Below are 16,706 nucleotides of genomic sequence, written 5' to 3'. Positions count from 1 at the left end.
GGTCAGCGGGTGTGCACCGACACGGCGTAGTCGCCGCCGTCGAAGGGCGCCCGGTCCCAGGTGGCGAACCGCTCGGCCAACGTCAACCCGGCCGCGGCGGCGTGCTCGTCGTAGTCGGCGACCCGGTAGCCGCGGTCGAGGCTGAACCCGGCGATGAGCCGACCACCGGGGCGCACGTGGCGGGCCACGCTCGCCACGAGCTCAGGCTGCGTGCCGGGACGCGTGAACAACGGGACGTTGCCGGCCATGACGACCACGTCGAAGGTCCGCCCGAGGTCGAGCCCGACCAGGTCGGCGCAGACCCAGGGGATCTGCGGCGCCAGCCGCCGGGCGGTGGCCAGCATCGAGCGGTCCAGGTCGGCCCCGACCACCTCGATGCCGTGCCGGGCCAGCTCGATGGCCACCCGCCCGGTCCCGCACCCGGCGTCGAGCACGCTCGCCGGGGAGAAGGAACGCACCAGGTCGGCCTCACCGTGCACGTCCGCCCCGGACGCCGCGAGCTCGTCGAAGCGCCGCTGGTAGTCGCGCCCGTCCCACTCGACTGGTCCGCCCGGGGTGCGTCCGGTTCCTCGAAACATGCCCCGATCCTCACATGCGCCGACCGGCCACCACCAACGGCGCTGCCCTCCGCTGTGGACAGTTGTGCGCCGGTGTCACGCCGAGAAGTAGCGGCGCGGGTTCTCCACCAGCATCGTGGTGATCTGGTCCTCGGTCACGCCCCGCTCCCGCAGCGCGGGCAGCACGTCGTCGCTGATGTGGGTGTAGATCCAGTTCGGCACGGCGGCGACCTTGGACTCCTCGGGGAACCAGTCGATGAAGCACGAGGCGTCGTGCGAGAGCACCATCTTCTCCGCGTAGCCCCGCTTCGCGAGCTCGGCGACGGTGTCGACCCGCTGCTCGAACGGCAGCAGGACGTCGAGCCCGAACCGGTCCATCCCGAGGTAGGAGCCCGCGTCGGCGATGGCGCGCAGGTAGTCCAGGTCGGTGCTGTCCCCCGAATGCCCGATGACGACCTTGGTCAGGTCGACCCCCTCCTCGGCGAGCACCTTCTGCGCGACCAACCCGGACTGGTTGTGCACGCTGGTGTGCACGGTGATCGGCGCACCGGTCTCGACGTGCGCCTGCGCGACCGCCCGCATCACGCGCTCCACACCCGGGGTCAGGCCCCGCTCGTCGATGGCGCACTTGAGGAAGGCTGCCCTGACACCCGTGTCGGCGATCCCCTCGCGGATGTCGGTGACGAACAGGTCCACCATCGGCTCGGGTGCGTCGAAGAGCAGCCCCGGGCCGGTGTGGTGGAACTGGATCGGGACCTCGTCGTAGGTGTAGACCCCGGTGGCCACCACGATGTTGATGTCGACCTGCTCGTTGATCCGCTGGATGCGCGGCAGGTAGCGGCCCAGGCCGATCACGGTCGGGTCGACGATGGTGTCCACCCCGCGCGCCTTGCACTGGCGCAGCTTGTCGACGGCGTCGGCGATCCGCTCGTCCTCGTCCCAGCGGTTCGGGTAGTCGGGGTAGTTCTGCCGCATCTCCGCACCGAGGACGAAGACGTGCTCGTGCATGAGCGTCGCCCCGAGCTGGTCGACCGGAACCGGGCCACGGACGGTGCGGGCTTCCGCCATCGCGGGTACCTCCTGGAACACGCTTGTAACCTGTGCCACAACTGGAACAGATCGAAAGTCTGTGCCACCTTTGGAACAAAGTCAAGGTTTGTCCCATACTCGACCCGTGAGCGACAAGCGACGACCGGTTCGCCCCCGGACAGGCCCACGCCTAGGCACCGAGCTGAGCCGCCGAGCCGCCCTCGACGCGGCCACCCGCGCCTACCTGGCGTGCGAACCGCTGGACATGTCCGCCCTGGCGGAAGAACTCGCCATCAGCCGCTCAACGCTCTACCGCCTGGTCGCCAACCGCGAAGAACTCGTCTCCACGATCCTGGCCGAACAAACAGAGCGCACCTTCCGATCAGTGGCGGCCCGCGGCACGACGAGGACCGGAGCGGACCGGATCCTCGACGTGCTGGACCGCTGGATGCGCGCGGTGGCCGAAGCGGAACCCCTCCAAGCCCTGGCCAGGAGGGAACCCCTCCTCTTCACCCGCCTTGCCCTGCTCCCAGGCCCGGTGGAACGAACCAGCGCCCGCCTACTGGCAGAACTCCTCACCACCGAACAAACCACCAACAACCTCCACCTACCCCTACCCCCACAGGTCCTGGCCCAAGCGGTGGTCCGCATGTGCGACCCCCACCTCTACGCCCCCCTACTAGGCCACCCCAACCCAGAAATAGGAACAGCCCTAGAACTGACAAGAACTCTCCTAACAACCCCCAAGACCCAATAACCCCACCCCACCCCAACCACAAGGAAGCAAACCCCAAGCAGACCGAAGCAAACCCCCAACCGCCCCAAAACCAGTCGCAGCGAAGCAAGCCACCCCAAGAACAGCCCCCAAGCAGCCGCAGCGAAGCAAGACACGGCCCCGGAATGGCCGCAGCGAAGCAAGGCAACACACGCTGGTCCCCAACCCAGGCCGGGAACGCCACCCCACGCAAGGAGCCAACGAAACCCCCACCGCACCGTGGGGGGCGTGGGGGCTCGGGCCCCCCACAACGAATGACGAAGAAAAACCCCCAAGCGAAGCAAGCCTGGGGGATTTTCGAGTGGGCGATACTGGGATCGAACCAGTGACCTCTTCGGTGTGAATGATGCGATCAGGTGCTGACCTGGTATTTTGTGGTGCCGCCCAGTGCTAGCGCGTCCGGCTGACCTGCTGTTTCGTGCTGATCAGTAGTAGGCGCGACCGCTGCTCGTGCTGACTTCCTACTGACTCGACGGCTGTCCTTCCCACCTACGAGGGAGGGCCTCTGCCCTCACCCCGTCGACCTGTCGAAGACCGATCAGGTCGTGTCAAGGGGGCAACATCCGATGTCGACGTTACGCCTCCGCGGGAGCTTGCCCCCTTGACGCGGCCTGATAGCCCTGTGGGAGGTCGATGGGGTGAGGGCAGAGCAGCCACGACCGAACCGCAGTGTTCGATCTTGAACCCTCACCTCGGAGACCTGCCCGTCCGGCGAGGACATCTCTTTGCGATCAAGCGTGCCCCTTGGTGGCGCGGGGCCGCCTGCCTTCCGATCTGCCCGGCGCGCGGGGTGCCGGGGTGCCGGAGGCGGGCCCCCGGCGGGGCCCCGCTGCGCCGGGCTCGGAAACCGCAGGCAGGCGGCCCCGCAGGGGCCGCCCTTGATGAAGAAAAGAAACTCTGAACACGAGCGTCGCGGTAGGCGAATGCCTAGGCGGGGACAAGCCTGGAGACGTAGCCAGCGTCAACGAGTCGGCGGTACGCGGCATCGACCTCCGCCGGGACATCTTGGGGGATCGCGAAGCCGCGTTCCGCGTAGACGGTGATGCGCTGGGTGTCTCCGACGAGCATGTTGATCACCCGGCTAACGTCTCCGATGGCGCGCACGTACTCGTCCAACGGCAAGCGCTGCGAGCTGCACACGATCTCGACCTCTGGCCAGATCTTCTTAGCTGTGGCGAACGCTCGGCGCTGCTGGTAGGGACGCGATACCAACAGCAAGGAGCTAACGGGAATGCCCTTCGCCCCCAGCAGCTCTCGGGTGTACTCGATGTTCTCGGCCGTATTGGTCGCCCGCGACTCAACCAGGATCGCCGAGTCTGGGACCCCAAGCTCAATGGCGTGCTCGCGGTAGTGCACAGCTTCACCCCGGGGGAAGCGGCCCACCGTCGTCGGAGCGTTCGCACCGGTGAACACGATCAGGGGAAAGCTCCCTGCTCGGTAGAGGTCGACGACATGGTCGGCTACACCGAGATCGTGGCTGCCTAGGCCCACACCTACATCGCAGTGGCGAACCTCATGGTGAAGGTCGTGGTAGTCCCACAGCTGCTCTACATCCGCCCGCAGGCTCTCCGGAACTTCCACTGTCGGCGCGTTCATCGTGGTTCTCTGCCTCAGCTCAGTCGGGGATCTTGAATGTGTATGACCAGGCAAACCGCGAAGCCGAGTGCACTCCGCGGGCAAATTCGACCACCCGGCCACTTGCAGTGGATGTCACCCGGTTCAGGATCACAACCGGTTCACCGGCCGGAAGTTCCAGCGTCGCAGCCTCCTCGGGGGTCGGCATCCTCGCGTAGACGGTCTCGCTGATCGTGTCGGGTTCGAGTCCCTGAATGGTCAGGACGGCGAATCCTCCTCCACGCCCCGCTGGTCCGGCCGTTGGGTCAACCAAGGGGGTCCCCTCGACATCGTCCGGCCGGTAGTAGCTCGTCAACGTGTGTGTCGGTGTTCCCTGATCTTTGACGAGTCGAGCACGCTCGTACACAGGCGCTCCAACATCGAGCCCCAGCGCGCCGGCCACCTCCTGGTCCGCCTCAGTTTTTCGGACCTCATTGGTTTGATCTTGAGGCGTCCACTTCCGCCCTGAAGCCTCGCGGTCCGCGGCGAACGCCACGACGTTGCCGAACTTCCATTTGCTCTTGGCGTAGCGGTCCGCGCCGAGCCTCCGCATTGGCGGTCTGCTCCGTACGACAGTGCCGCGTCGGCGCACCGGGGTCACGAGCCCCTCTGCTTCAAGGACTGCGATGGCCTTGCGCACGGTTCCGAGGTTGACGTCGTAGCGCTCAGCAAGCTCCTTCTGCTTGGGCAAGGTCGAGTCGGGCGGGTACTCCCCACCTTCGATCGCTTGCCGCAGCTCAGCGGCGACCTCCTTGTAGCCAGTTCCCACGCCTATGCCCTCCTTCTGACCAGCGGAGATAACCGTACCTCTATCCCGGCGACACCGTCCAACGAGTCATTAGATGTACATCTATTGACAGACGCCGGGGCGCAGTGTCTAATAGATGTAGACCTAAGAGGTCGCGAACCAAACCACAGAGCCACTCGGAGGCAAGTCATGGCGCTGAAGAACATCCCGGTCAACATGCAGGGTTACGACCTGATGGTCACGGAGGTTCCGTCGATCAAGATGCGCGAGGACGAGGAGACGGGCGAGTTGAAGCCGGTCACCGACCGCGAGGGTGTGAACCAGTTCGTGGTGTCGCTGTTCGCGAAGAAGCGTCCGCAGGAGGGCCAGTACGCGGAGAAGGGTGAGGAGATCAAGGTGACCCTGACCGCGGACCCGGGTGAGGGCTTCTCGCGAGGTACCTACGTCGAGTTGGTCGGCGCGACGGTGAGCCCGTGGCAGATCGAGGGTAAGGGTCGGGTTTCTTCGGGCATCTCGTTCAAGGCCCTGGGTTTGAAGCCCGCGGCCTGAGCCTCGCCTTGCGTTCGAATGAATTCGCTTTTCTGAGTTCCACCTTCTGAGCCGTTTGGCTGTGTTGTTTGAGAATTCCAGAGTGGGCCGAGCTATGTCTTCTTCGGCGCTTATTTGTGCGTCGGGGAGGCCTTATTGACCCCCGGATGAGCGGCGTTTCTTTTCAGCGCCGGGGGTCTTCATGGTCTCCAGCAGAGAAAAGGAGTGGCTGACATGGTGGGAACCACTGCGACTCGATGGTTGATGACCAGCGACCGTTTTCACGCCCTGTGGTCGGCGGCGATGAACTGCGAGTTGCGGATTCCGGCCGATACGCGGTCGGACGTGGCCGCCGGGCTGCGGAAGTTCGGGATGGTGACCGAGTCCGGAGAGATCAGCGTTACGGGATTCCGTGCGCTGAGCCGCTTCGCGATCAGCCGTCAGCGGAAAGACCCGGACTTCGATTTGGTCCGCTGACAGCTTTCGAGAATCGAATATACCTGTGGTTGTTCGCGTGTTGATTGATGATGTTGACCCCCGGCGTCTTGTTCCGGGGGTCTTCATGGTTTTTTCAACACGAAAGGGGTTTTAAATGACGATTTCGAGGAGGCAATACGGGCAGATGCTTCGCGCCTATGTGACGGCGTGGGAGAGCATCGAGAAGGCCGCCGGTGCCTTTGAGGACGGGTCGGCCATGATTTCCGCTGCGGGTGAGCAGTTTGTTCGGCCGAGCGGTGTTCTCCTCGCGGAGATGCACCAAATGTGTTCCGCGCTGAAGGTGTGGCTGAACACGTTCGAGTCCGAAGCCGAGATTGAGAAGGAGTGATTGTCGTGTCGTTGCAGTACTGCCCGGCGTGTTGGATCGCCGATCGGGGTTACCGGCACTCGCACGACGAGTTCTGCGCCCAGAGTCAGGGCAAGGGGTGAGTAATGAGGGGCGCGAATTCGTCTTCTGCATGGTTTGCCAAGCTCACAAGGAAGGTCCGCGCGATTGAGTCCGAGGTCGAATCGTGCTCCCTCCGCCTTCCGGGACGAGGGGTTGGGGGCCTGTTGGTAACGCTGGCACCGCGGTCAGATCTAGCGAACGCGACCGATGCATTCGAGGCCCTCAGTGAGGAGTGGGCAGATGCGGGGTTTTGACGGTGTGGGTTTTCACGGTTCCGGCTGTTTGGGCTCGGGCGGTGATCGCCGGTGATCGAGGAGACTGACTTGTTCGGTAACCCGGTGGTCCCGCTCAAGGCGCGGCGGTCCCCGCGTGCGGTGGTCAATGACATGGCCGTCATCGAGCAGGTATTGCGCCTGGCGACGTCGCCGGGGTTCGTGCTGGTGGGCCGGTTTCGGGAGGAGGTCTACCAGCGGACGACCGGTGATGAGGTGGAGAAGGTGACCGCGGAGGTGGATGCAGCGGTGCACCAGCTGATCGAGTCCCGGTGGCTGGAGGTGGGCGGCACCCACCAGGTGCGCTACGGGCGGTATGAGGGCCCGGCGCGGTCGGTGCTGGTGCCCTGCAGGTCGCGCAAAGCCTCGTATCGGTGGAGCGCGTTGACGAATCCGTGGAAGGCGGCGTGAGACACGAGCGGGCTCCACCGTCACGGAATTGTCGTGGCGCTGATCGGGAAAGGTTCGAGAATGGAAAGGTGTTCGCAGTTTTGCAAACCGGATTCGGATGATCCCGCATGTCGCGTGTGTCGACTGGCTCCGGTGGGTTCGCCGGATGGTCCGGCGACGACTGACCAGAGGCTGTACAAGATCCTCCAAGATGTGCATTCCGAGGTCGCTTTCTTCACCAAGGAGTTGGAGAATTTCACGGTGTTGCGGTGCTCCTTGCGGGTGCACAACGCGCGGGCAGATCTGCTTGAGTTGCTGGATGCGATGCGGGCGTGGGCCGCGCGGAACATGGAAGCGTTGGAAAGGCGGCTGTCGTGAGCGATCTCGAAGACCTGCTCCGACGGGCCAACGAGTCCATGAACCGGCTAATTTCGTTGGAGGATTGCTTTCTGTCCCACCGCCGAGGGGGCGAGGAGTTTTCCGAACTGAAGGAGTTCACGACGCTTATGGATCACCTGAACGTCGTGTGCTTGGAATTCGAACGGGAATTGTACCGACAAATCGACGAGGGAGAGTGATCGGCAGTGCAGGTACAGGCGCTGAACAGGCGCGCGATGAACAAGTACCAGGAATTGCACAACGCGATGGAGGTCGTCCGGATCGCGCTGGGCGAGGCCGCCAAGCTCCACAAGAAGATCAAGGAGCCGTCGCGGGAGGAGGCTGGATGGCAAGTGCCGTCCAAGGAAGAGGTGAAGGCCGCCTACGAGAAGGCGGTGGCGCAGCTGAACACGCTGCACAACTCGACGGTGGAATGGGAGAAGGAACTGGTTTCGCGCGGATGGAGGGTGTGAGCATGGCACGCAGGTTCCAGATCGATGCCGTGATCGAGGACGTCGACAAGGCGATGAAGAAGCTCCGCGAGGCCATGGCCGGGATTCAGGTTCGCACGGCCGGGTTCAAGCGCGAGCACGACGAGCTGGCCCGCCAGGTGGCTAACTACAAGGTCGACCTGGAGGACATCGCGCCCTACATCAAGGTCGACTGACACACGGCGCACCGCACCACCCGCGGGGCTCGGCTACCTGAGACCGGTAGTCGAGCCCCGTTTGTTTTTGATTTCCGCTGAAAGCATTACAGGAGTTGATCAGTGATGGGCAAGGAGTCTCGCCGCAAGGGCATCGAGTGGCGCGCGGCCGGATGGATGGCCCGCCACCCCGGCATGACCACGGCCCCGGTTGCGCTGGGCACGAGCATGGTCGAGCTGGGGCCGGTGACCACTGCGGGCGTGTTGGCCGGGCTCGGCGCGGCGGGCCTGTCCTGGTACCGCGGACACCCGTCGACGTTTGACCGGCATGCCGCGCCGTGGCTGCGGGCGTTCCGGCACCGCTGGGTGCGCTACGTCGGCAGACGCTGGCGCGGAATCATGATCGATTGCGAGTTCGGACGGGAGAACCGCCGCACCGGCCACGTCGAGGTTCCCCGCCTGCTGCGGGTGCGCTCGGCGTCGCCGTCGATTGACACCCTGTACGTCAGGATCTTGCGTGGCCAATCGGTCAGGCGGTTCCAGGACGCCCAGGATGAACTGGCAATGGCACTGCGGGCCGACGCGCTCGGAATTACCAAGGTCAAGCCTGGCGTGATCGCCCTGACTGTGGTCCGCGGCAACCCGTTCACCGAGATCGTCGCCCCCGCGGAGATCCCCGCTGAAGCCTCCGATGTTGACCTCTCCGCCCTGTACATGGGCGAGGACGAGCACGGCAACGACTGGACCGAACCGCTCATCGGCGGAAACCACCTGCTGGTGTGCGGCGCAACGGGCTCGGGTAAGGACTCGCTGATCTGGAATCCGCTGCTAGCGATGGGCCCGGCAATCCGAGACGGCCTGGTTCAGGTCGACTTCCTCGACCTCAAGGGCGGCATGACCGCGGGCAGCCACCGACAACTCTTCCACCGCTACGCCGACGACCCAGACGACGGCCTGGAGGTCATCGAGGCCTTCCGCAACGACATGAAGGCCACCCAGCGCCACCTGGCCGCCGAAGGGCTGCGGAACTTTACCGTCAGCCAGCAGACGCCGTTCCGGCTGCTGATGATCGATGAGCTGGCCATGATGACTGCACTCGGCAGCTCCGGCACCACCCGCGCGGCGATCAAGCTCATGGCCGAGGTCATGACCCAAGGGCGCGCGCCGGGCTTTGGAATCTGCTCCTACGTGCAGGAACCCACCAAGGACATCGTTCCGGTCCGGGACCTGTTCACCCGCCGCGTGTGCCTGCGCACCACCGCCGAAAACCACGCCGACATGGTGTTGGGCGAGGGCATGCGCCAGAAGGGCGCGCTGGCTGACGAGATCCCCGCCGACGCTGAGCACGCCGGGGTCGGGTTCCGCGTGGACAAGTACACCCGCCGCCCCATCCGAGTGCGCGCCGGATACCCCACCGACGACGACATCACCGAACTGGTGCGCACCTGCACCCCCGACCCCCAGTCCAACGTTGTCCCCCTCCACCGCGACGAGGACACCGACGACGAGCAAGCCGCCTGAAACACATTGGCACAGAAAGGAAACCACCATGTCCAATCCGAATCCCGGTGAACCCGACGACATCCCGCCGCCGCCCGAACCCCCGCAGGACTACGACCCGTTCGAAGAGGAGGACTGATGACCCCATTCCCGCCGACCCGGTACTTCTACGCGGGCCACCCTGAGGCGATCGTCTCCATCCACCCGGTGAGCACGGGTGTCGGGATCGCGATCACGTGGCCTACCGACGACACCAAGCCCGGTACGGCTTGCCGGATGAGCCCTGATCAGTTCCGGGAACTGCTCGCCGATGGGGCCGCGGCACTTGCCGAGATCGAGCGACGCCGCGCCGAAGCCACTCACCAACCCTCGTTCACCGACCAGGAAGGAACGCGCTGATGGGTCCCGTTGTCCACGTTGAACTGACCGGCAAGGCGATCAAGACCATCCTGCTCCTACTGCTGATCACCACCGGGGTGCTGGCGTTGGTCTGGCTGCTGGTCGGCCCCGGCTACGCCATCGCCGGAGCCATCATCGTGATCATGATCGTGCGGGGCCTCTACGCCCTGTTCGCCCCCCGCCGCGATTAGGAGGCACCGATGCGTGACCGCCGCGCACAGCACACGGACGGGCCCGAGGCGGGCGAGACCAAGCGGGTCCAGCGGTTGCGGGACCAGATCGCCGAAGCAAGCCAGCTGCGCGGACTGGTCCGCAATCCCGACTTGGTGGCGGTGGAGATCGAGCGCCGTCGTCGGCGCACCCTGACGGGACTGTGGTTCTTCCTCTCCCTCGGACTCGCGTTCACCACCGCGGGCGTGCAGCGGTTCCTAGCCGGGGACACCACCCTGGCCGACCCGCTGTGGTGGGCTGCTTGGACGGTCGAGCCGATGTTCGCCGGGTTGCTCATCGTGTTGCTCAACTTCGAAGCGGTGATCCTCTCCCACGGCATCGAAGCCGATCACCCGTGGTGGTCCCGGCTCAAGCATGTGCTGTTGGCCTCGACGTTGTTCATGAACGTCATCCCCCAGCTCGTGCCGCTACTCACCGACTGGAGAAGCTTCAACCCCGGTTCCGCGCTTGTGCACGCGATCATCCCGGTAATCGTCTACGCGCTGGCCGAGGTCATCCCCGTCATCCAAGCCCGGGCACGCGAAGCCGTCCTCAACGGATACGCCGAAGCCGACAAACACCAACCGGCCCCCGCGCCGGAACCAGGACCGGAACCAGCACCATCGACACCGGCACCTACGCCAGAACCGGAACCTGTGCCGGAGGCTGAACCCGAGCTCGCACCGGCACCACCTGCGGCAGTCACAGCGGTCAAGCGAGGGCCCAAGCTACCCCCGCAGATGATCCAGGCGATCGACACCGCCCACGCCCACGCACTCCGCGAGGGCCGGGAGTTCACCGCCGCCGACGTGCAAAAGGTCGTCAAGCTTCCCGACGACATGGCAGCACAAGTCGCCACGAGCTACCGCACCAACGGCCACACCGTGGCCTGACAACCCCATACCGCACAACCTGTTCCAGCTCGGCGGGGCACCACCGAGTACGAGCTCAGGCGGTGTCCCGCCCCTTTTCTTGCGTGAGGAGGTGGGCACCCGTGCCCGGAGTTCCGCTACTCGACCACACCACCTACGCCCGCATCAATGCGGACGGCATGCAGCGCCGTGCCCGCGCTGCGGGTTTCCAGCAGTGGCGTACCGCGGTCACCGCCACCGGAGGCTGCACTCAACCAATCCGGCTGTCCGGCTCATGGGCACTGCAGGACTCCGGCACCGGACAAGTGCTGACCAACCGCACCGGCCACGTCCTCATCCCCTGCGGCAACCGCCGTGAATCCGTCTGCGTCGCCTGCTCCGACCGTTACGCCGCTGACGCTTACCACCTGCTCAAGGCGGGCCTGGCCGGAGGAACCAAGGGCGTCCCCACCGAGGTGGCCGACAAGCCGCGGCTGTTCGTCACCCTCACCGCACCGTCGTTCGGGCCGGTGCACAACCGCCGCGCACCCCACGGCAAGGCCCTGCCCTGCCGGTGCGGGCAGTTCCACCACCCCGACGACCCCGCTCTAGGCCAGCCGCTGAACCCCGCCTCCTACGACTACATCGGGCACGTGCTGTGGCAGGCCCACGCCGGGGCGCTGTGGCACCGCTTCATCACCTACCTCAAGCGCCACCTGGCCGAGGCCGCCGGGTTCCGGCAAGCCGACTTCAACAAGCACGCCCGGCTCTCGTTCGCCAAGGTCGCCGAGTTCCAGCGCCGCGGTGTCATCCACTTCCACGCCGTGATCCGCCTCGATGGCCCCGCAGGCTCCAAGGACCCCACCCCGCCGTGGGGCGGCATCGACGCGCTGGCCGAAGCTGTCCGCGCTGCCCACGCCAACGTCACGATGACTTCCCCCGACGTCGGCGGTCAGCGCTGGCAGCTGGCGTTCGGCGACCAGCTCGACATCCGCCCCATTCGGCCTGCGCAGGCCGCGGAGGTCGAGAACACCTCCGGGGTGATCACCGATGACCGGTTGGCCTCCTACGTGGCCAAGTACGCCACCAAGGGCACCAGCGCCAGTCAGGCCGCGGACCGCCGCATCCGCTCCCAAGCCGATATCGACCGCCTCACGGTCAGCGCCCACCACCGCAAGATCATCCAGACCGCGTGGGACTTGGTCGCGCCGGTGCCGTGCCCGGACTGCCACCCTCACGGCCCCCACCGGCCCGAAGGCTGCGGCTGCCAGCAACGCACCCACGCCCAGTACTGCGCCACCTGCGACAACGGCGGCGAGGTCACCCGCACCACCCGCCAGCACTTCCTGCACCCCGAAGCAGACGACAAGCCCGACCCGCTGGACGCGCTCAAGCTGCGGCACTGGGCACACATGCTCGGCTTCCGCGGCCACTTCCTCACCAAGAGCAAGCACTACTCGGTGCCCTTCCGCCAGATCCGCGAGGACCGCCGCCGCTACCAGCACGAACACACCCTCGCCGAACTCGGCATCACCGACACCGACTCGATCACCGTGATCAACGACTGGTCCATGACCAGCGTCGGCCACCGCACCCCCGAAGAACGCGAACTCGCCGCCGCGATCGCCGAGGGGCAGCGGGCAGTGCGGAAACGCAAGTACGACAGCGAAAGGAAGGACTAGCTATGGAACGCCAGACCTACACAGTGGACGAGATCGCCGGGGTGCTCGGCGTGTCCCGCAGTGTTGCCTATGAGCAGGTACGTGAGGGGGCAATCCCGTCGATGCGGCTGGGCAAGCGGTGGATCATTCCCAAGGCCCGCTTCGACGCGTGGTTGGCTGGGGAGGGTGCCTGATGGGATTCGTCAACTCCACCCCCAACGGCAAGTGGCGGGCCAACTGGCGTGATCCGGAGGGCAAGCAACGCGCCAAGACCTTCCGCACCAAGCGCGAGGCCGCCACGTTCTTGGCCCAGATCGAGACCCAGAAAGCCCAGGGTGCCTACGTTTCCCCACATGCCGGACGTATCCCCTTCGGCGAGCACGCCCAGCGCTGGATGGACACCTGGAACACCGAGGCCACCACCGCGGCCCGCGATGCTTCGATCATGCGCAACCACGTATTGCCCCAGTGGGGTGCGTGGCCGCTGGCCAAGATCGACCACATGGCCGTGCAGGCCTGGATCAGCGAGCTCTGCGAGAAGCGTTCCCGTGCCACGGTCGTGGAGTGCTACCGGCTGGCCTCCAGCGTGCTCAAGTCGGCGGTGCGCAACCGGCTGATCCCGTTCAACCCGGCTGAGGAGGTACGGATCCCGAAGAAGCGCACCCGCGACACCGATGAGCGGATCATCAGCCGTGCCGACCTGCGAGCTCGGCTCCTGCCTGCGGTCCCGGACTTCTACCGAGGCGTGATCGCCACCGCCGCCGGGACGGGTTTGCGCTGGGGCGAGGTCGCCGGGCTCTGCACCGACGCCCTCGACCTCGACGGCGGGACCCTGAGCGTCGTCCGCACCGTCACCGAGGTCAGCGGCCACACCACGTTCAAGTCCTTCCCGAAGTCCAAGGCAGGACGCCGCACCGTCCCCCTGCCGCCGTGGCTGATCGAGATCATCGGCGAGCACCTCCGCAGATGGCCACCCCAGGCTGATGGACTGGTGTTCTCCAACACCGTCGGTAAGCCGCTCCGGCGGACTTTGTTCCGGTCGCGGGTGTGGAAACCCTCCCTGGTGCGGGCCGGGCTACTCGGCGGGCTCACCCCAACTTCGGCGGACGGCTGGATCGGTACCTGGACCAACCAGGACGGCACCGCTGGGTCCTCCGAGTTCGCCACTCGCGACGCCGCGGTGTTCGAGGTCGCCAAGCGGGCTACCGGCGGGTTGAAGTTCCATGATCTCCGTCACTCCTACGCCACCTGGCTCGTTGACGAAGGTGTACCGGTCAACATGGTCCAGCGCGTCATGGGGCACGAACGGTCCTCGACCACCCTCGACCTGTACACCCGCCGCACCGACGACGGAGAACGTATTCTCCGCGCCCTAGCGGACGACGATGAGGGCGACGCAAGTAGCGGGATTCCACTTCGCTGATCGGGTTGCTGACGAATTGCTGACTGCGGTGGCCCCGAGAAAAACCGAAAGTCCTGGTTGGAGCCTTCTTACGAAGCTCTGACCAGGACTTTCGCGCTGTGGGCGATACTGGGATCGAACCAGTGACCTCTTCGGTGTGAACGAAGCGCTCTCCCGCTGAGCTAATCGCCCTTGTTCTGTTGTGTCCGCCGCCGTTCCTGGCGACACGAAGAACAATACACGACCGGTTTCAGCGCCCGAACAGGGGGGAGGCCAACCACTCCCAGCGCAGGCCGAACCAGCCGCCGACGGTGCCGAACATGCCGAGCATCCACAGCGTGACCAGCACGATCGCGCAGGTGCCGCCCATCACCGCGAGCTTGGTGGCGAGGTTCTGGCGGGCGAGCCAGTCCACCCAGCGGCGGTAGTGGCGCTTGGCGAAGGCGTTGACGCGCCCGGCCCAGTGGAACTCGGTGGCGAGGATGCCGAGCCCGGCGAAGACGACGAGCCAGCCGGGGCCGGGGTACGGGATCATCAGGATGCCGGCGATGAGCACCAGGCCGCCGATGACGCCGATCGCCACGCGGTAGGCGAGGTTGAAGCTCGGCTTGCTGCGGACGCGTTCGCGGAACGCGGCCAGTCGCTCGCGCAGCGCACCCAGCCGGGTCTTGCGGGGTTCGTCGGTCGCGGGGTCCGCGGGGCGGGATCCCGGCTCGGTCTTCTCGCTCAGGGCTCCACCTGCCGGTCGTGCTTGCTCGTCGTGGCCGGGACCAGTCTCGCCGACGGTGCCCAGCTCCCGGCCAGAATACGACCCCGCCGCGCTCCGGGGCGCGTTTCGCGCACTCCGACACGACCGCCGCGGGGCGACTACTGTCAAGCCGACAGTCGGACGTCGGCGCGTCCCCGGCCACCTCTGAAGTGTGACCCGTCTCATGGCCCGCAGGGCACCCGGCCGGGCCCTTCGGCCCTGTTCCACCATTTCGATCCTGGTCACAGTGTGACGGCGCTCTCGATCGGGCGTTCGGCCACACGCCTGTCACGTAACCGAAACGCCGAGCATCATTAGCCCAATACGGGGATGTGCCGTGGCGAGCGTCTCACCTGCGACCGGCGCGCCAGGCCAGCCGAGGCGGTCGATCGCCTATTCTCGAGGGGACGTCGCGCTGACTCGGCGGAGCGGCAAATCCGGTGGTCAAACCGGACGCGAAGGCGAGTTCCGCGGGACGGGGGCGACGAGTCGAGGACCAGGAGCGGGACCGATTCGCTCAGTTGCTGGCAGTAACGGAGCGTGGTCACCGATCGAGTGCTGGCCCCGCGGCTCGATGTCTCGTTCGCAACGGCTCCCCCGCTGGCGCGAGCAACGGCCCCGACGCACTTCACCCCCGAAGGGCGCGAGCCGCTGCCCACCCCGAACCGGAGTCCACCGCGAACACGCAGCGCATCCAACTGATTGCCCAGCGAAGTGCACCCTGCCCCGTACGGGTGATCTGAGCGAAAGTCGCGAGCGTGCGAGCCCGTCGAGGCGTCACAACTGTGTTGCTCGGTCGATAGAAGGACCGGGAGGGAGCAGAAAGGGGAGGACAATGCGTAACGATCACGTCACACTGCGTTCCACAGCGGTGTTCGATCTCTTGGCTCCACAGGCGCCTGCCGTGCCGGTCCAGGTCGAGCTGCGCTACGACACCCGGGACCCGTACGCGGTGGTGGCCGCGTTCCGCACCGGTCGCGCTGGCTGGGTCGAGTGGGTGTTCGCCCGCGACCTGCTCGCCGACGGGCTGATCGCGCACGCCGGTGAGGGCGATGTGACCATCCGCCCGGCCGTCGACGACCCGGAGGTCGTGGCGGTCGAGCTGAGCTCGCCGTCGGGGCACGCGGTGTTCGAGGCCTCCGCGCAGGAGCTGGCCGACTTCCTCGACCGCACCTACGACGTGGTGGTTCCCGGCAACGAGAACCTGTGGGTCGACGTCGACGAGGCGCTGACCAGGCTGCTGCCGCACGACCTCGGCTGACCAGGAACAACAGGCTCGGCGCGGCCCGCGCCGAACGTCTGGTGGACCCCCCGTTGATCGCGATCTCGGGCGTGGTCTAAAGTTCTCTGTGCAACGCGGCGGACGGCCCCGGCAGATCCCGGGACCTGGAAGTCGCAGGCACGCGGATGTAGCGCAGCTGGTAGCGCATCACCTTGCCAAGGTGAGGGTCGCGGGTTCGAGTCCCGTCATCCGCTCTGGATCCTCTGGCGTTCCAGCCGACTCAGGTGTGGATGCGGAGTCCGGCGGAGTGGCCGAGTGGCTTAGGCAAGGGCCTGCAAAGCCCTGTACGCGGGTTCGATTCCCGCCTCCGCCTCGCGCGATTAGCTCAGTGGGAGAGCGCTACCTTGACACGGTAGAGGTCACTGGTTCAATCCCAGTATCGCGCACCAGTTCTTCTTCACGGGCCAACGGCCCTGCTCTTCCACGGGGCGGGCTGACTGTCAGCTAGCGAATCGCGATCTGATCTCTAGCCCTTCCGCCCTGCCCCGATGCGGGTGGCGGCACCACTCGGATCACTCGATCGAAGCTCTCAGCTCCACGCACCACTGGATGGTTGTTGACGAGCAACGGGTCGGCACTGCCACTGCCCAACTGCTGTTTCGTCTGGAATCTGGCTTCCGTTCTGCTGAGCAGCACGAGTCACCGATGATCTCGCCTCACTCCTCGGAGCGGCAGCACGTCGGCTCGGTGAGCTGATCACTCCTGGGACTGGCGGTGCTCGCCGTCGTCGGCGAGCACCCCGTGGTCCGGCCGCCGCGGCGATCGGAAGAGCGGCGGGGGGGGGGAGAGTGTTATTAGGTGGGGGTAGATGTCGGGGGGGGGCGGGGGAG

22 protein-coding genes and 4 tRNA genes are annotated in these 16,706 nt (G+C 66.1%); 20 read left to right on the top strand and 6 right to left on the bottom strand.

The window, feature by feature from the left end:
• Positions 1-2: 2 nt before the first annotated feature.
• Positions 3-578, bottom strand: coding sequence for a class I SAM-dependent methyltransferase (locus ABT324_RS11615; RefSeq protein WP_351175175.1), 576 nt, complete (start codon positions 576-578; stop codon positions 3-5).
• 75 nt (positions 579-653) lie between these two features.
• Positions 654-1,625 carry a phosphotriesterase family protein gene (locus ABT324_RS11610; protein WP_351175173.1) on the bottom strand — a complete coding sequence of 324 codons (972 nt, stop codon included), beginning with the start codon at positions 1,623-1,625 and terminating at the stop codon, positions 654-656.
• Between the two features lie 106 nt (positions 1,626-1,731).
• On the opposite strand from ABT324_RS11610, the gene ABT324_RS11605 reads away from it, so the two are divergent.
• Positions 1,732-2,343 (top strand): QsdR family transcriptional regulator, encoded by a 612-nt coding sequence (locus tag ABT324_RS11605; protein ID WP_351175171.1) that lies wholly within the window; start codon positions 1,732-1,734, stop codon positions 2,341-2,343.
• A gap of 945 nt (positions 2,344-3,288) precedes the next feature.
• On the opposite strand, the gene ABT324_RS11600 is transcribed toward ABT324_RS11605, so the two are convergent.
• The gene (locus ABT324_RS11600) at positions 3,289-3,957 is read right to left on the bottom strand and encodes a YdcF family protein (RefSeq protein ID WP_351175170.1); all 669 of its coding nucleotides are present in this window, start codon (positions 3,955-3,957) and stop codon (positions 3,289-3,291) included.
• Between the two features lie 19 nt (positions 3,958-3,976).
• Complete coding sequence (locus ABT324_RS11595) at positions 3,977-4,744, bottom strand: GntR family transcriptional regulator (protein ID WP_351175168.1); 768 nt, start codon at positions 4,742-4,744, stop codon at positions 3,977-3,979.
• 168 nt (positions 4,745-4,912) lie between these two features.
• On the opposite strand from ABT324_RS11595, the gene ABT324_RS11590 reads away from it, so the two are divergent.
• The 15 genes from ABT324_RS11590 (at position 4,913) to ABT324_RS11520 (ending at position 13,867) form a co-directional block, all read left to right on the top strand.
• Entirely contained in the window at positions 4,913-5,272 is a 360-nt protein-coding gene (locus ABT324_RS11590) for a hypothetical protein (RefSeq protein ID WP_351175166.1), read from the top strand.
• Between the two features lie 243 nt (positions 5,273-5,515).
• On the top strand, positions 5,516-5,728 hold the full coding sequence (locus ABT324_RS11585; protein WP_351175164.1) for a hypothetical protein: 213 nt from the start codon (positions 5,516-5,518) through the stop codon (positions 5,726-5,728).
• A 115-nt stretch (positions 5,729-5,843) separates the two neighbouring features.
• A complete protein-coding gene (locus ABT324_RS11580; RefSeq protein ID WP_351175162.1) occupies positions 5,844-6,077 on the top strand; it encodes a hypothetical protein in 234 nt (77 codons plus the stop codon).
• Between the two features lie 383 nt (positions 6,078-6,460).
• Positions 6,461-6,820 carry a hypothetical protein gene (locus ABT324_RS11575; RefSeq protein ID WP_351175160.1) on the top strand — a complete coding sequence of 120 codons (360 nt, stop codon included), beginning with the start codon at positions 6,461-6,463 and terminating at the stop codon, positions 6,818-6,820.
• A gap of 132 nt (positions 6,821-6,952) precedes the next feature.
• Positions 6,953-7,177: a hypothetical protein gene (locus ABT324_RS11570; RefSeq protein ID WP_351175158.1), complete on the top strand. Its 225-nt coding sequence runs from the start codon at positions 6,953-6,955 to the stop codon at positions 7,175-7,177.
• Positions 7,174-7,377, top strand: coding sequence for a hypothetical protein (locus tag ABT324_RS11565; protein ID WP_351175156.1), 204 nt, complete (start codon positions 7,174-7,176; stop codon positions 7,375-7,377). The genes ABT324_RS11570 and ABT324_RS11565 overlap by 4 nt, the downstream gene beginning before the upstream one ends.
• Positions 7,378-7,383: 6 nt before the next feature.
• Positions 7,384-7,650 (top strand): hypothetical protein, encoded by a 267-nt coding sequence (locus tag ABT324_RS11560; protein WP_351175154.1) that lies wholly within the window; start codon positions 7,384-7,386, stop codon positions 7,648-7,650.
• Positions 7,651-7,652: 2 nt separating this feature from the next.
• Entirely contained in the window at positions 7,653-7,844 is a 192-nt protein-coding gene (locus ABT324_RS11555) for a hypothetical protein (protein WP_351175152.1), read from the top strand.
• A gap of 207 nt (positions 7,845-8,051) precedes the next feature.
• Complete coding sequence (locus ABT324_RS11550; protein WP_351175150.1) at positions 8,052-9,344, top strand: FtsK/SpoIIIE domain-containing protein; 1,293 nt, start codon at positions 8,052-8,054, stop codon at positions 9,342-9,344.
• A gap of 117 nt (positions 9,345-9,461) precedes the next feature.
• Entirely contained in the window at positions 9,462-9,722 is a 261-nt protein-coding gene (locus ABT324_RS11545) for a hypothetical protein (RefSeq protein WP_351175148.1), read from the top strand.
• On the top strand, positions 9,722-9,913 hold the full coding sequence (locus ABT324_RS11540) for a hypothetical protein (RefSeq protein ID WP_351175146.1): 192 nt from the start codon (positions 9,722-9,724) through the stop codon (positions 9,911-9,913). The genes ABT324_RS11545 and ABT324_RS11540 overlap by 1 nt, the downstream gene beginning before the upstream one ends.
• Positions 9,914-9,922: 9 nt before the next feature.
• Complete coding sequence (locus ABT324_RS11535) at positions 9,923-10,825, top strand: hypothetical protein (protein WP_351175144.1); 903 nt, start codon at positions 9,923-9,925, stop codon at positions 10,823-10,825.
• Between the two features lie 101 nt (positions 10,826-10,926).
• The gene (locus tag ABT324_RS11530; protein WP_351175142.1) at positions 10,927-12,465 is read left to right on the top strand and encodes a replication initiator; all 1,539 of its coding nucleotides are present in this window, start codon (positions 10,927-10,929) and stop codon (positions 12,463-12,465) included.
• Between the two features lie 2 nt (positions 12,466-12,467).
• The gene (locus tag ABT324_RS11525) at positions 12,468-12,638 is read left to right on the top strand and encodes a helix-turn-helix domain-containing protein (RefSeq protein ID WP_351175140.1); all 171 of its coding nucleotides are present in this window, start codon (positions 12,468-12,470) and stop codon (positions 12,636-12,638) included.
• Positions 12,638-13,867 (top strand): tyrosine-type recombinase/integrase, encoded by a 1,230-nt coding sequence (locus ABT324_RS11520; protein WP_351175138.1) that lies wholly within the window; start codon positions 12,638-12,640, stop codon positions 13,865-13,867. Before ABT324_RS11525 ends, ABT324_RS11520 begins: the two co-directional genes overlap by 1 nt.
• 99 nt (positions 13,868-13,966) lie before the next feature.
• On the opposite strand, the gene ABT324_RS11515 is transcribed toward ABT324_RS11520, so the two are convergent.
• Both ABT324_RS11515 and ABT324_RS11510 read right to left on the bottom strand, forming a co-directional pair.
• Positions 13,967-14,038 (bottom strand) — tRNA-Val (locus tag ABT324_RS11515).
• Positions 14,039-14,096: 58 nt separating this feature from the next.
• Positions 14,097-14,486 carry a TIGR02611 family protein gene (locus tag ABT324_RS11510; protein WP_351175365.1) on the bottom strand — a complete coding sequence of 130 codons (390 nt, stop codon included), beginning with the start codon at positions 14,484-14,486 and terminating at the stop codon, positions 14,097-14,099.
• Positions 14,487-15,429: 943 nt separating this feature from the next.
• Here ABT324_RS11510 and ABT324_RS11505 point away from each other — a divergent pair.
• From ABT324_RS11505 to ABT324_RS11490, 4 genes are all read left to right on the top strand, one after another.
• Entirely contained in the window at positions 15,430-15,855 is a 426-nt protein-coding gene (locus tag ABT324_RS11505; RefSeq protein ID WP_351175136.1) for an SsgA family sporulation/cell division regulator, read from the top strand.
• Positions 15,856-15,997: 142 nt separating this feature from the next.
• Positions 15,998-16,070, top strand: a tRNA-Gly gene (locus ABT324_RS11500).
• 47 nt (positions 16,071-16,117) lie between these two features.
• Positions 16,118-16,189 (top strand) — tRNA-Cys (locus tag ABT324_RS11495).
• Position 16,190: 1 nt separating this feature from the next.
• Positions 16,191-16,265: transfer RNA gene (locus ABT324_RS11490), tRNA-Val, on the top strand.
• Positions 16,266-16,706 lie beyond the last annotated feature (441 nt).

This window comes from Saccharopolyspora sp. NPDC000359 (assembly GCF_040300525.1).
GTDB lineage: Bacteria > Actinomycetota > Actinomycetes > Mycobacteriales > Pseudonocardiaceae > Saccharopolyspora.
This window is presented reverse-complemented; position numbering and strand designations above follow the sequence as displayed.